Consider the following 14,613-nt stretch of genomic DNA (forward strand, 5'->3'; position numbering starts at 1 on the left):
TTTATCAAAATAGGAGTGAATAAAGTTATGACTAACGTACTATATCAACACGGCACACTAGGTACATTGATGGCAGGCCTTTTACAAGGTACTGCTTCAATCAATAATTTATTAGAACATGGAGACATTGGTATTGCGACTTTAACAGGTTCAGATGGTGAAGTGATTATCGTTGATGGTAAAGCTTATCATGCCAATGAACATAAAGAATTTGTAGAATTGAAAGGTGACGAATTATCACCATATGCAACCGTATCAAGATTTACACCTGATAAAACGTATAGCACGAGCAATAAATCTTCAACAGAAGTTTATGATGAAGTTAAAGAAAAAATGTTAAGTGAAAATTTATTCTCTGCTGTTAAAATTTCAGGAACATTTAAAAAAATGCATGTACGTATGATGCCAGGACAAGAGCCACCATATACAAGATTGATTAACTCAGCGAATAGACAACCTGAACAAATTGAAGAAAATATCAAAGGTTCTATTGTAGGCTTCTTTACACCAGAATTATTCCATGGCATTGGTTCAGCAGGTTTCCATGTTCATTTCGCTAATGATGACCGTAATTTTGGCGGACACGTATTGGATTTTGAAGTTTCAGATGTTACGGTAGAAATTCAAAACTTTGAAACATTTGAACAACATTTTGCAGTCGATGATGAAGCATTTACAAATACAGATATTGACTACAAAGATATTGCAAAAGAAATAAGACAAGCAGAATAAAGGAGTAGCGAGCAAATATGTTAGTTGAAAGTTTTAACCCTTTTAATAATTTGCTACTTTCAAGTATTGTAGCCGCAATACCAATTATATTATTTTTATTATGTTTGACTGTATTTAAAATGAAAGGTGTTTATGCAGCAATTACAACGTTAATCGTTACAATAATTGTTGCTATGGCTTTCTTTAAATTACCAGGAAGTATTGCAGGCGGCGCTACTTTAGAGGGCTTTTATCAAGGGATTATCCCAATAGGCTTTATTGTAATCATGGCAGTTTGGTTATATAAAATTGCTACAAAAAGCGGCCAATTTGCTATTGTGCAAGATAGTATCGCGAGTGTCTCAAGGGACCAACGTGTTCAATTATTATTGATTGGCTTTGTATTTAATGGATTTTTAGAAGGTGCTGCAGGCTTTGGCGTACCTATTGCCATTTGTGCGGTACTATTAACACAATTAGGTTTTAAACCGTTGCAAGCTGCGATGTACTGTTTAGTAGCTAATGCAGCAGCAGGTGCTTATGGTGCGGTAGGTATACCGATTGCTATCGTGGATACTTTGAATTTGCCAGGTGGTGTAACAACATCTCAAGTAGCGTTAATTGGTAATTTAACGTTAGGCTTTATTAGTTTCGTTGTGCCATTTTTATTAATGTATATTATGGATGGCTTTAAAGGTGTGAAAGAAACTTTCCCTGCTACTTTAGTTGTGGCAGTTACTTTCACAGTTTTACAAGTGCTTATTGCAGCTTTTGCTGGACCAGAGTTGGCTGATATTATCCCTGGCCTTGTAGCAATGATTGCATTAGCATTGTTCTCAAGAAAATGGCAACCTAAAAATATTTTCAGAATTAATAAAGATGAAAAAGCAGATGCCGTGCCTAAACATTCTATTGGACACATCACTTATGCATGGAGCCCGTTTATCATTTTAACGATTGTTGTGATGATCTGGAGCTTACCAGCATTTAAAGGTTTATTTGAAAAAGGTGGTGCCCTAAGTGCACTTGTTGTGAACTTTAATGTACCGGGTACGATGAATGCTGTGACTAATAAACCGAATGAACTGACATTCAATTTCTTTGCTCAAACAGGTACAGCGATTTTAATTACAGCGATCATTACAATTATTATTGCGAAAAATATGAGCTTTAAAACGGCTGGTCATTTACTGGGTCTCACAGTTAAAGAATTATGGATTTCAGTGTTAACCATTTGTTTCATTTTAGCAGTATCTAAAATTACAACATATGGTGGATTAAGTAATGCTATGGGACAAGGCATATCTAAAACAGGCGCTGCCTTCCCATTATTGTCACCACTACTTGGTTGGATTGGTGTATTTATGACGGGATCCGTCGTAAACAATAATTCATTGTTTGCGCCAATTCAAGCCTCTGTTGCTGAACAAATTGGTACAAAAGGTTCATTACTTGTTGCAGCTAATGTCGCTGGTGGTGTAACTGCTAAGATTGTATCACCACAATCTATAGCTATCGCTACAGCAGCAGTTAATAAAGTAGGTAAAGAATCAGAACTGATGAAAATGGCAATGCGTTTCAGTATCGGATTGTTAATTCTCGTTTGTATTTGGACATTTATTTGTAGTTTATTTATTTCATAAAATGAATTTGAAAAGACCGAAATTAAAGCATATCATGCTCGCTACTTATCTATATGAGCATGTATGATAAGTTAAAAAGTTAGTGGAAATACCGCATAGATTATTTCCTGGAAAATATTTATTATAAAACCAATTAAAAAACACTAAAGTCGATGGCGTTTTGTCATACGACTTTAGTGTTTTTTGTGTTCCTCAAAGTTTTGCTGTATATAAAGTATTATTTATGCTAAAGATTCCCCAATCAATTCTATACACATTTTCAATTTTATTTGGACAAAAATGCTAACTGCGATACACCAACTCTAACTATAAAAATTGTGTTAGTTATCGCTTTTTAAAATTAAATATAGGTGTGGCTAGCAGTGGTTTAGTTAAATTGTTTAAGTGTTAAGTCAATGAATTGATCACTTGCTTTTGTTAAATTTTCTAATTTGTTATAACCAATCACTACTGTGTTTGTAAATGATTGATTTAATTCAACGTAAATGGCGTCACTATTATGTTCAGTAGAACTACTTGGTATAAATGTGAGGACGCCTGTAGAAATTGCAAGGCGGTGGACATTGTCTACGTTTGAAGTTTCTAAAATAATATTAGGGTAAATGTTGTATGTTTCTAGAACTTTATTAATGATCTGTTTAAGTCCGTATCTATCTTTTAGAATGATAAAGTGGTCGTGAGATATGAGTGACATGATTTCATTGGAATTTAATTCATTTTGTTGGATTCTTTTATATAAATGGTGCTGAGGTGGCACAACTAAATATATCGGTTCCGTATAGATTTGAGTGTATTGAATATTTTTATTCCATAATGTTAGTGTATTTAGACATAAATCGACTTTACCCTCTAGTACTTGTTTTTCAATGTCTTAGGAATTACCTTCGATTAAGTTAATTTTAATATTAGGAAAAAGATTCATAAATTTAGGCAGAATTTTATGTAGTATATGGAACGCTAATGTAGGTGTAACACCTATATTTAAAAAACCGGAATTCAAGTTTGAAATATTAGTGATTTTTCGCGTTACATCATGATAAAGTCGCTCTTGTTCTTGTAGATATTTATAATAAAGTTGACCTTCGGGCGTAAAGGTAATGGGATGTTTTTTACGATTAAAAATAATGATGTTCCACTCAGCTTCAATATTTTTGATAAAATTACTGAGATAGGGCTGGGAAACATAGAGTTTATTGGCTGCCTTGGTTATTGTTCCTTCATTGATGATCGTTTCAATATATTTATAGTTACGGTTAATAAGGCTCCCTCCTTAATGACATAAGTAATTACTTATATGTTATATATACTAAAAACTATTTTACATTTAGTCAATATGAGCAGACAATATATATGTTGCGTTTAATTCTTAAGGGGAAGGCACTGTAACTAGAAAGGAAGTCAATTTTTTATGGAAAATAGTACAATGGATATGGAACGAATTTGGACAAAAAATTTCACGATGAATTTTGTAGTTAACTTTTTGGTTAATTTGAATATGTATTTTCTGATTGTTTTAATTGCAGGCTATGCGCAGTCTCAATTTAATGCCTCAGATAGTTCGGCTGGACTGGTAGCAGGTTTATTTATAGTCGGGTTACTGATGGGTAGATTTGTTATGGGGAAATATATCAATAGTTTAGGACCTAGAAAGGTACTCTTAATTGGAACTGTATTATTTACAATTACCAGTGTTTTTTATTTTGTAGAATCTTCATTATTATTTTTAATTATTGTTAGAATCATTAATGGATTTTCATTTGGGATTTGTACAACTTCAACTGGATCAATAGCAGGGTATATAACACCGGAAACTAAAAAAGGTGAAGGTATCAGCTTTTTAGTTTGAGTATGGTGCTTGGTGCAGCCATTGGCCCATTTTTAGGTTTATTGTTAATGCAACAATATTCAATAGAAGTCATCTTTGGACTTAATCTTGTATTGAGTTTTATTTCATTGATTTTGGCAATATTTATGAAAGTACCTTTTGAAACAATTGCTAGAACAGCAGAGGATAAAGGGTTTAAGGTTTCAGATTTTATCGCGAAAGAAGCCATTCCAATTGCCATTATCGTGTTTATAGCTGGTCTTTCTTATTCTTCTATTCTTAATTATATTAAAGTTTTTGCGCAAGAGAGAGACTTAATTACAGCTTCAAGTTACTTTTTCGTTGTCTATGCAATCGTCTCAATTTTTTCAAGACCAGTTTGTGGTAGATTAATGGATGCAAAAATGAAAATATAGTTATATACACTAGTATTATATTTCAGGCTATCTATTTCTTAGTTATTGCATTTTCACATTCAGCATGGATGTTATTAATTGGTGGTGCTTTATTAGGATTAGGTTATGGTAATATCACGTCTACGTCTCAATCGGTATCTGTCAAAGTCGTACCAAAAGAAAAAATTGCGCGAGCAACCTCAACATTCTTTATCGGTTTAGATTTAGGCTTAGGATTTGGGCCCTATATACTAGGTTTGTTTACTAATCAGATCGGGTTAGGCAATATGTATATAGTAATGGCTGTATTATTAATTGTCACTTTCTTTATCTATCACTTCATACATGGTAGAAAAGTGAGTGTGTCAAAAGCATAATCATGCCCCTCGTGAAATATTGAATCCATTTTCAAGAATTTGAATTATTTAATTAACATATGCCCCTTTCAATGATGGCACATATAAGTGCAAACTTGAGAGGGGATTTTTATATATTTTAAATGGTTACACATAATACAGCTGCTAACAAATTGATTAAAGCCTGAGCATCTATTTATGTTATACAAGCGCAATCAGTTTACGATATGTACAAAGCTGTAATTTTAGTTGTTTAGTTGGTACACTGAATATACCGTAGTTGTTAATACAAATACATAAAAATTATAAGATAAATGAAAGGAGGTTGTTTATGTTTTTAGCATGGAATGAAATAAAGCGTAACAAATTGAAATTTAGTCTGATTATCGGTGTCTTAATTATGATTAGTTATTTGCTGTTCCTATTATCAGGTTTGGCAAGTGGTTTAATGAATATGAATAGAGAAGGTATTGATAAATGGCAAGCAGACGCCATCATTTTAAACAAAGATGCGAATCAAACGGTTGAACAATCAATGTTTGATAAAAAGGATGTTGTAGATACATATAAAAAACAAACAACGCTAAAGCAATCCGGTATCATTGTATCTAATGGAGATAATGAAGAAAATGCATTAATGTTCGGTGTTACAGATGATTCTTTTCTCTTACCGAATATGATTGATGGAAAGAAATTTAATGCAGATAATGAAGTCGTTGCTGATGAAACGTTAAAAGAAAAAGGATTTAAACTAGGTGATACATTATCGCTATCACAATCCGACGAAAAGTTAAAAATAGTTGGGTTTAGTGAAAGTGCTAAATATAATGCTTCTCCGGTACTTTTTTCAAATAACAAAACCATTCAAAATATTAATCCGTCATTAACTGAAGATAAGACGAATGCGGTTGTTGTAAAAGATAAAGATTGGCAGTCTAAAGATTTAAATCATAATTTAGAAGCGATTGGTATCGAAAGTTTCGTTAAAAACTTACCAGGTTATACAGCGCAAAACTTAACGTTAAACTTTATGATTTCATTTTTATTTATCATCTCTGCTACAGTTATTGGCATCTTTTTATATGTTATTACATTACAAAAAACGAATTTATTTGGTGTATTAAAAGCACAAGGCTTTTCAAATGGTTATTTAGCCAAAGTAGTGTTGTCGCAAACGTTTATCATTGCCTTGATTGGTACGGTCATTGGACTGGTATTGACCTTAATTACAGGAGCGTTCTTGCCGAGTGCGGTACCGATTAAATTTAGCGCCACAACATTATTAATTTATGGGGTTGTCCTTATCGCTGTTTCATTAATAGGTAGTCTATTCTCCATATTAACGATAAGAAAAGTTGATCCACTGAAAGCGATAGGGTAAATGAGGAGTGTATAATAAATGCTAGAATTTAAAAATGTCACGAAATATTTCCAAGATGGAAACCAAAAAATAGAAGCTGTGAAGCCTACCTCACTAAAATTTAATCAAACTGAACTCATTGCGATTATAGGACCTTCAGGATCTGGGAAAAGTACTTTCCTAACTATGGCAGGCGCACTTCAAACACCGACGTCTGGAGAGATTCTCATTAATGGTAAGGAAGTCTCCCAGATGTCTCAGAAAGCATTAGCAAACACACGGATGCAGGAGATTGGCTTCATACTTCAAGCAACTAACTTGGTACCTTTTTTAACGGTGAAACAGCAGTTTAAATTATTGGCTAAACAAAAGAAAGATGTATTAACTCAGACTGAATATAAGCAGTTGATGTCACAACTCAATCTCGAAGCAATTGAAAATAAACTGCCGAGTGAAATTTCTGGTGGGCAAAAGCAGCGTGTAGCCATTGCTAAAGCGCTATATACACAACCTTCGATTATTTTAGCGGATGAACCAACGGCTTCGCTTGATACACAAAATGCGATGGAAGTCATGGAAATTTTAAAAGCACAAACATCAGAAAAAAATAAAACGTGTATTGTGGTTACACATGATGAACGACTTACATCCTATTGTGACAAGGTTTATCATATGGAAGATGGCGTGTTAACACATACTTAAATAACGGTTTAATATGGGTACGGTGATATTAAATTATTGTGAAAGTTAAAGTTATAATCTCTAAATAAGGGGATGAGCATAATCAAACATAGGCATGAAATGGAATTGTTATGGAAAGCATATAAATATGAGGTCATGTGGCATAGTCAACAAAGCTATAATGAGATTAGAGAAATGCTTAAAGGGCAATGTGAATATAGAGATGTTGAAGAAGCAATTGATCATGCACTGTCCATACAGCCTAGCAAAGGTTCGGTAATCAATACATTTAGCCATATATGGGGTTATTTTAAAAAGTTTTGTAGCGCCTCAGAGAAAGCATTATTTAAAAAGCTGAAGGCACAATACTTACTAGATCGAATCGATACACCTACGCTCATTTTCTTTATCTATTGTATGACAAGATATTATGATGTTACGTATCTCAAAGAATCCACATTAATCAAAAATTTTTCAATCGCAAATAGATCATTTAAATAGGATGATTTGCTAACGCGATGGTTGATTCAAGTTTATGATATACGCTGTGTGATTTAGTCGATGGTATGGGCGATAATTTTAATGTCATTACAATATAAAGTTTCTTAATCATAACGGTTGGTGCATATGAAGCATCAATCGTTATTTTTGTTTTAAATTTAAAAAAAGTTGTTTCATATGCGGTTTATATAACTAATTGACTCTATAATAATGGAATGGTAATATTATCCCTATTAATCAAATCGGAATAATAAGTGTGTGGAGGGATAAAGATGAAAAGAATGAAATTAGGATATTTTTTAACTGGTTTTGGTCACCATGTTGCGAGTAGTAGACACCCAGATGCATTAGAACGTGGGGGTATGAATTTAACGAAAACCATTGAACAAGCAAAAACGTTAGAGCAAGCTAAATTTGATTTTCTATTTGTGTCTGATAGTTTATATCTTGATAACAAGACGCATCCAGATATGTTTACGATGTTTGAGCCAATTTCTTTAATGTCTATTGTAGCTAGAGAAACTCAAAATCTTGGATTGATTGTGACAGGATCTACTTCATTTTCAGAACCATTTAGCCTTGCGAGAATCTTTTCGTCTTTAGATCATTACAGCAATGGCAGAGCGGGTTGGAATATTGTTACATCAGGTATTAATCATACAGCGAAGAATTTTAATGGCACTACGAATGCAAATCATGATTTACGCTATGATCAAGCCGAAGAATTTGTGAATATTTCTAAGCAATTATGGGATTCTTGGCGTGGCGTTAATACGGAACATCTTCATGCTGCAGGAGGCTTTTTTAGTGAAAAAGAGCCAGAACCAATTAATTATCAGGGGGAATTTTACAGTGTAAAAGGCCCATTAAATATTGAAGCATCACCTCAAGGTTATCCATTACTTGTACAAGCAGGTTCTTCAGAAAAAGGTACAGAATTTGCGTCGAAACATGCAGAAGTTGTATTTACAGCGCAAAATGATATCAACGATGCAATCACGTTTGCACATAATTTGAAAAATAAAGTTGAACAAAAGCACGGAAATGCACATGAAATTGTTATTATGCCAGGTATTTTTCCATTTATTGGAGAAACACGCGAGGCAGCGGAAGCGCAATTCCAAGAATTACAAGATCTCATTGTGCCAGAGATGGGAATAGAGTTATTATCTTCTTATTTAGGTGATACAGATTTAAGTCATTACGATTTAAATACACCGTTTGAAAATATTGAAGTAGAAAAAGGAAACAATATACAAAGTCGTGTAGACTTAATCAAAGATACAGCGAAGAAGAATGAATATACTTTAGAAGATGTAATGAAGCACGTTGCTGGTGCAAGAGGGCATCATATCGTCGTTGGTACTGCTGAAGATGTAGCGGATAGAATGGAAGCATGGTTTACAAGTGGTGCAGCAGATGGATTCAATATTATGCCACCGCTCAATCCGACGCAGTTTGATTTATTTGTCGATAAAGTGATTCCGATTTTAAAAGAAAGAGGTTTGATTCAAGCGGCTTATAGTGAAGGGACTTTACGTGAAAAGTTGGGATTAAATCAAAAAATACATAGTTAATATGTATAGATAAAAAGCTAGAAAAAGTGACGACATCGCATCCATTTCGATATTAATTAGAAGGTATTTGCATATAAAAAATAAACAAAAAGAGAACGCACCGTTTAAAAGCGCGTTCTCTTTTTTATATGTGCAAACGCAACATATAGCCTTTAGTCAACTTCATTAATCACGAATCGCGTTAACTACATCAACCATGTCATCGTGAATAACAACATCTGCATCTCGATCATAGGGCGTTGCATCCTTATTAATGATAATAAGGTGTTGACCTTCAAAATAAGAAATGAGACCTGCTGCAGGTTGAACTACAAGAGAGGAACCTAAGACGACTAAGGTGTCAGCTTCTTGAATTTTTTGAATCGCATTAGAAATAGTCTGTTGATCTAACATTTCACCGTAAAGTACAATATCGGGTCTGATTGGACTACCACATGTTTCGCAATGGCGTAGATGCTTTGCCATCACTGTGGCTTTATCATATTTATGTTCGCATTGGATACAATAGAAGCGGTTTAAGGTTCCATGAAGTTCGTCAACATTCGCGCTTCCAGCATCTGTATGCAGTCCATCGATATTTTGAGTAATAACACCTAATGAACGTTGATGGTGTTCAAGTTGAGCAATCCATTCGTGTACGACATTAGGTTGCTTGTCTGCCAATAGTAGGCGCTTATGATAAAAATCAACAAATCCTTCTGGATCATTTTGTAAGTATTCAGCGCTTAGTAAATATTCTGGAGCGTAGCCTTCCTTTGAAATCTCATCAAACAAGCCGCCCATAGATCGAAAATCAGGCACGCCACTTGCGACAGAGACGCCAGCACCTGTGAAAAATGTAATCTGATTCGCATCTTTAATAATCTTTTTTAAGTGTTCAATATTTTGATTCATTTATCTCACTCCATTGGAAATTTTAAATAATATGATGCAAATACGAGTAATATGCGTTGCGCTTTTAATATAATTTTAAATTTTAGAAAGTATTTTAGCAAATATAAGAGAATTTAAATGATGTTCAAAAGAGGTTCGTCAGATACAAGACAATTTTATGAAGCATGCTTTATAATGGGTTTAAAACGAAAACCGAGGTTATTTTAGTGAAGAAATTGTGGATTTGGGGAGCAAGTATCATAGCGATAGTTATTGTAGTAGGGATTGTGATGGCAGTCTTTGTAAGTCAAAAGCCATCAAAACAGGTAACACACTCAAAATTCGTGAATCATCCGATACCTACATTATTTTTACATGGGTATGGTGGCAGTGCCAATTCAGAGAAGTTCCTGGTGCAACAAGCTGAAAACAAAGGCGTCACTCACGATGTCATCACCGCAGTGGTATCTGAAAATGGTAACGTCACGTTTAAAGGTCAGTTAAACAAAAATGCCATCAATCCTATAGTGAAAGTTGAATTGGAAAATAATAAAGACGGTGACTACGATAAAAATGCAAAATGGTTTAAAAATGTTCTGGTAGCCCTACAAAAGGAATATCAATTCAAACAATTCAATTTTGTAGGTCACTCTATGGGAAATTTATCATTTGCGACGTATATGCTGAATTATGGTAACGATGCCTCTCTACCACGTTTGAATAAACAAGTAAATATTGCGGGGACATTTAATGGTGTCTTAAATATGAATGAACAAGTTAACGAAATCAGTGTGGATAAAGAAGGGAAACCAAGTCGCATGAATCCACCGTATCAGCAATTGCGTGAATTGAAAGCAATTTATCAAGGCAAACAGATTAAAGTGTTGAATATTTATGGTGATCTTGAAGACGGCACGCACTCTGACGGTCGTGTATCGAACAGTTCTTCAAAGTCATTGAAATATTTATTGAGCAGTAGTCCGGAAAGTTATCAAGAATCAAAATATCATGGTAAGCAAGCACAACATAGCCAATTACACGAGAATAGAGATGTCGCTAATGAAATTATTAAGTATTTATGGGGAACGTCATAAAATTAAACATTTAAGGGTTAGAATTGAAAATTTATAAAGCGTGAATTGGTTTATTGTTATGGATAAATTATACAGTATAAAAGACCTGGAAATGCATGGAAAGTGCGTTGCCTAGGTCTTTTATATTTTGTCGTATTATCATTGTTAAGCTTCAAAGTAGAGATAGCGAGGTCGAAGTGTTTAACTTTTCATTATGTCGTGAAAGGTGTTCACGTAATGTATTTTTATGTTTAGGCTGTGTAATGAGTTGGTTGCTATTAGCTTAGCAACATATTTAATATAAGTTGTTAAGGATCAGACAATTTTATTGTTCTGAGCCTATGTTCGGGTCAGTAATGATTTGCATTAACTTAGAAACTTCGGAAATTAATGTTTCTTGGTATGGTGAGTCTGCACTGAGGTATAAATCGATAAGGCGCACCATGCCGTTACTAATAAATGTAAGGTATACATAGTCATCTATTTTTGATTTAAGCCTTCTTCATAAGGAATTTTTTTCTCGAATTCTTTTTCCATAAAAGTACGCAAATTTTTCTTATATTTATCAGAATATTGGATACTGAAAAGTTTTGTGAAAAACGCTTTGTTTTCTTCAAAAAACGCAAACCAAATTTTAACACCCTGTTGCATACCGAGTTCTTTTTTGGCTTCACAAATTTCTTCGAGCGCTTCGAATTTTTTATCGACAATGCGGTCTAATAAGTCATATTTATCAATATAATGTAGATAAAATGTTTTTCTCCCGATTTGCGCGTGTTCTGTAATATCTTTTACTGTAATTTTATCAAAATCTTTCTGTTCAAAAAGCTCATAAAAACTATTATTAATGGTCTTTCTTGTTTTTACAATACGTAATTCCATCGTGATTACACCTTTCTTATAACCCACTTTCAATAAAATAAGTATTATTTCTCATATTGTACTACTTATGAATTGTATAATTGATTCTATTTGTTATGATTCAATTATACACACATGATACATAATTAGTTGTCAAAAATCTTTTTATTGGGAAATATTATTGTGATAATTTATGCATAATACATTTATTATTAAACAAATTTCTTGAACAATAATTACTCTAGCTAATAAATTAAATATTAGTAAAGAATAATTTGATTTAAAAAGGCGTCATAGGGATGTCTGATCACAAGGAGAAGAAAGTGCTTCAAGAATTAAACGATTTTATAAAACATTATATCAGTCGCTAGGAGATGCTCACTTCAATGTAAGCATTATAGTGTTTTACACAGAATCATATTTTAAATAATTGCTTTTAATATATAAAGGGCAAACAAGCTTATATACAAATGACGCACCTCAATTTAAAAGTGGTTATTCTTTTTTATTGGATATATCTTTCGTAAAACACCAATTTAAGGTAGAAAACAACTAAAAAATAATTTAATATTAATCTAAGGAATAATATGACCTGGCTTATATATTATAGAGATGCATACGGACACATATACCTTAAGTAATGAATCATTGTGGAGGTTTGTAATGTCAACAGAGATTAAGGGAATTACATTTTTTACAGATAATTTAGTGGATACATCATCGCATGCTTGTAATACATTCAACGTCAATCCAACATACAAGGAACTCTTTTTTGATAATAATGTTTATACCATGTCGAGTGCGCAAGGAAAATTCAGGTTGTCAAATAACCACCCATTAAAGGTAGCAAATTATGCACAAATTGAACAATATGCAATATTTTTTGTAGGAAATGTGTTTCATACTATGGGTGCTTTTAGTTCAACGAATAGTCAATTACCAGCTAATACAATCGTTGGTCGCTATAGCTCAATCGCTGCTCAAGTTAGAAGAATGGCTGGCAATCACCCGATGGAACGTTTTACAACGTCAATGTTAACTTACAGTAAAAATACTTGTGCATTTAATGACTATCTTGATGCGGCAGGCGTTGAATTCGATCATCGCCCCTCAACAGTCGGTGGCATGGAGCCGATAGTTATTGGGAATGATGTATGGATTGGACAAGATGTATTGTTTTCTTCAAAAGGTATCGCTGTCGGTGATGGTGCGATAGTAGCAGCTGGTTCAGTGGTTACCAAAAATGTGCCACCTTATGCAATTGTGGGTGGTAATCCCGCTAAAGTAATAAGATATCGATTTGAAGCACATATTATTGAAAGATTACTTAAATTAAAATGGTGGCAATATGGATTTGCAGATTTCAAAGGAGTGACTGCAGACGATTCGATTGAGGTATTTTTAGAAAAAGTAGAAAAACTTGTGTCTACAAATCAAATTCAGTCATTTCGTCCTACAACCATATCAGTAAAAGACTTTTTAGATATTGAAAAAAGTTCAGAGGAATAATTTCAAATATAATATATGATTTAGGTTTGAAAATTGAAAAAGATAATATACTAGCTATATCTGCAGACCCATATGGATTAGGCCTTGATTACTGGAAAAAAGAAGAATATTATGAATTATCTAGAATGACTAATTTAGTAAACAAAATTGAAGACTATACAAAAATGTATAAGAAAACACTTATATTAAATGTGGGAAACAGTGTATTAGCAGACTGTAGTAATCAATTAGAAAATGATTTATCCAAGTATATAACAACAAAAAATAATATGATAGAAATAGAAAATAAAGATTTGAATTACTCAAATGAGAAATTCAGTCAATTTAATAGAGATGTTTTGAATTCATATAGCAACGTAAAAAAGAAAATTGATGAAGAGAGAAAAAAATATATTAATGAATTGAGTAATATAACAAGTCCAAAAGAATTTAATACATTTTTTGAATTACATATAGGTGATGATTTTTACTTATTAATTGAAAAAATGATAGAAATAGTAAAAGAAGAAATAGAACATTTGCTAAATGTACAGCAATCAGTAGTATTGGATATAAATAAAACTACTAAAGCATATGAAGATAAAAAAAATAAAATATTAGAATTAAGTGGATCATTAGGTGGTAAATTTTCTAAGTCAATTAAATTTATTCCTGTAGATAAATTGAGAAATGGAATTAAAATATTTAGTGATACAACGAAATTACCAATTAAATTTAAATCTTGGGGAATAGTTAATCTATCTAAGCGTTTGAAATTTGGTGGTGCATTTATAGGGACGGGTATAGAAGCATTTGAAACATATAATGCTACAAACAAGAAAGCTAAATTCGATAGTTTTATAAATGAAAGAATAAAAGAGCTATCTAGCTTTTTTAAAGAAATAAACTCACTTTTAACTTATGAAAAATATGAAAGTGATTACTTTCCTACTATTGCTGAATTTAAGAAAAATAAAGAGCAAAAAGAAGAATTTATAAGTAATCAAGAAGAGGAAATTGAAATTTTACAAAATATTTATAGTGAACTAATAAGTTTTAGGAAAACATTAAATTAAAAACGCCAAATAACATATCATTTGTATAGTAAAGTAATTACTTTACTAAAAATAACTAGAAAAATATATTTAAGCCGCCATTGGTTGGCGGCTTAAATACGTTATAATGCTTTTGTTGTACACATTAAATTTAGTATTCTATACTAAATAAATATTAAATAAGCGGGAAAATAGCAAAAATGCATTTCTAGGA

Annotated in this window: 10 protein-coding genes and 3 pseudogenes; 10 read left to right on the top strand and 3 right to left on the bottom strand. The window is 32.6% G+C overall.

The features are described 5' to 3' along the window. The first annotated feature begins 27 nt into the window (after positions 1–27). Together budA and M1D64_RS00485 are read left to right on the top strand one after the other, a co-directional pair. A complete protein-coding gene (gene budA, locus M1D64_RS00480) occupies positions 28–732 on the top strand; it encodes an acetolactate decarboxylase (RefSeq protein WP_041080199.1) in 705 nt (234 codons plus the stop codon). 17 nt (positions 733–749) lie between these two features. After that, entirely contained in the window at positions 750–2,354 is a 1,605-nt protein-coding gene (locus M1D64_RS00485; protein ID WP_041080197.1) for an L-lactate permease, read from the top strand. Positions 2,355–2,721: 367 nt separating this feature from the next. On the opposite strand, the pseudogene M1D64_RS00490 reads toward M1D64_RS00485, so the two are convergent. Continuing rightward, positions 2,722–3,612: pseudogene (locus tag M1D64_RS00490) on the bottom strand (LysR substrate-binding domain-containing protein). A gap of 150 nt (positions 3,613–3,762) precedes the next feature. Between M1D64_RS00490 and M1D64_RS00495 the strand changes: the two are divergent. From M1D64_RS00495 to M1D64_RS00515, 5 genes and pseudogenes are all read left to right on the top strand, one after another. Further along, positions 3,763–4,951 (top strand): annotated as a pseudogene (locus M1D64_RS00495) (MFS transporter). Positions 4,952–5,261: 310 nt separating this feature from the next. Then, positions 5,262–6,311: an ABC transporter permease gene (locus tag M1D64_RS00500; protein WP_069821820.1), complete on the top strand. Its 1,050-nt coding sequence runs from the start codon at positions 5,262–5,264 to the stop codon at positions 6,309–6,311. Positions 6,312–6,329: 18 nt separating this feature from the next. Continuing rightward, complete coding sequence (locus M1D64_RS00505; protein WP_069821821.1) at positions 6,330–6,992, top strand: ABC transporter ATP-binding protein; 663 nt, start codon at positions 6,330–6,332, stop codon at positions 6,990–6,992. Between the two features lie 99 nt (positions 6,993–7,091). Beyond that, complete coding sequence (locus M1D64_RS00510) at positions 7,092–7,472, top strand: YbgA family protein (protein ID WP_239466250.1); 381 nt, start codon at positions 7,092–7,094, stop codon at positions 7,470–7,472. A gap of 272 nt (positions 7,473–7,744) precedes the next feature. Continuing rightward, positions 7,745–9,049: an LLM class flavin-dependent oxidoreductase gene (locus tag M1D64_RS00515; protein WP_011302092.1), complete on the top strand. Its 1,305-nt coding sequence runs from the start codon at positions 7,745–7,747 to the stop codon at positions 9,047–9,049. A gap of 165 nt (positions 9,050–9,214) precedes the next feature. Here the strand turns inward: M1D64_RS00515 and M1D64_RS00520 are convergent, their stop codons facing one another. Then, positions 9,215–9,943 (bottom strand): NAD-dependent protein deacylase, encoded by a 729-nt coding sequence (locus tag M1D64_RS00520; RefSeq protein ID WP_069821823.1) that lies wholly within the window; start codon positions 9,941–9,943, stop codon positions 9,215–9,217. Positions 9,944–10,212: 269 nt separating this feature from the next. Here M1D64_RS00520 and M1D64_RS00525 point away from each other — a divergent pair, with 269 nt between their 5' ends. Beyond that, positions 10,213–11,016, top strand: coding sequence for an alpha/beta hydrolase (locus M1D64_RS00525; protein ID WP_002482045.1), 804 nt, complete (start codon positions 10,213–10,215; stop codon positions 11,014–11,016). Positions 11,017–11,475: 459 nt separating this feature from the next. Here the strand turns inward: M1D64_RS00525 and M1D64_RS00530 are convergent, their stop codons facing one another. Further along, entirely contained in the window at positions 11,476–11,877 is a 402-nt protein-coding gene (locus M1D64_RS00530) for a TetR family transcriptional regulator (RefSeq protein ID WP_069821824.1), read from the bottom strand. Positions 11,878–12,990: 1,113 nt separating this feature from the next. Between M1D64_RS00530 and M1D64_RS00535 the strand changes: the two are divergent. Further along, positions 12,991–13,228, top strand: a pseudogene (locus tag M1D64_RS00535) (CatB-related O-acetyltransferase); the annotation flags it as partial. 163 nt (positions 13,229–13,391) lie between these two features. After that, entirely contained in the window at positions 13,392–14,420 is a 1,029-nt protein-coding gene (locus tag M1D64_RS00540) for a LeoA/HP0731 family dynamin-like GTPase (RefSeq protein ID WP_069838124.1), read from the top strand. Positions 14,421–14,613 lie beyond the last annotated feature (193 nt).

Source organism: Staphylococcus sp. Z5-21 (assembly GCF_056529615.1).

What these genes read in the sequence shown, in the direction of transcription:
- budA (WP_041080199.1), top strand. Translation starts at nt 28, where the DNA reads ATGACTAACGTACTATATCAACACGGCACACTAGGTACATTGATGGCA.
- M1D64_RS00485 (WP_041080197.1), top strand. Translation starts at nt 750, where the DNA reads ATGTTAGTTGAAAGTTTTAACCCTTTTAATAATTTGCTACTTTCAAGT.
- M1D64_RS00500 (WP_069821820.1), top strand. Translation starts at nt 5,262, where the DNA reads ATGTTTTTAGCATGGAATGAAATAAAGCGTAACAAATTGAAATTTAGT.
- M1D64_RS00505 (WP_069821821.1), top strand. Translation starts at nt 6,330, where the DNA reads ATGCTAGAATTTAAAAATGTCACGAAATATTTCCAAGATGGAAACCAA.
- M1D64_RS00510 (WP_239466250.1), top strand. Translation starts at nt 7,092, where the DNA reads ATGGAATTGTTATGGAAAGCATATAAATATGAGGTCATGTGGCATAGT.
- M1D64_RS00515 (WP_011302092.1), top strand. Translation starts at nt 7,745, where the DNA reads ATGAAAAGAATGAAATTAGGATATTTTTTAACTGGTTTTGGTCACCAT.
- M1D64_RS00520 (WP_069821823.1), bottom strand. Translation starts at nt 9,943, where the DNA reads ATGAATCAAAATATTGAACACTTAAAAAAGATTATTAAAGATGCGAAT.
- M1D64_RS00525 (WP_002482045.1), top strand. Translation starts at nt 10,213, where the DNA reads ATGGCAGTCTTTGTAAGTCAAAAGCCATCAAAACAGGTAACACACTCA.
- M1D64_RS00530 (WP_069821824.1), bottom strand. Translation starts at nt 11,877, where the DNA reads ATGGAATTACGTATTGTAAAAACAAGAAAGACCATTAATAATAGTTTT.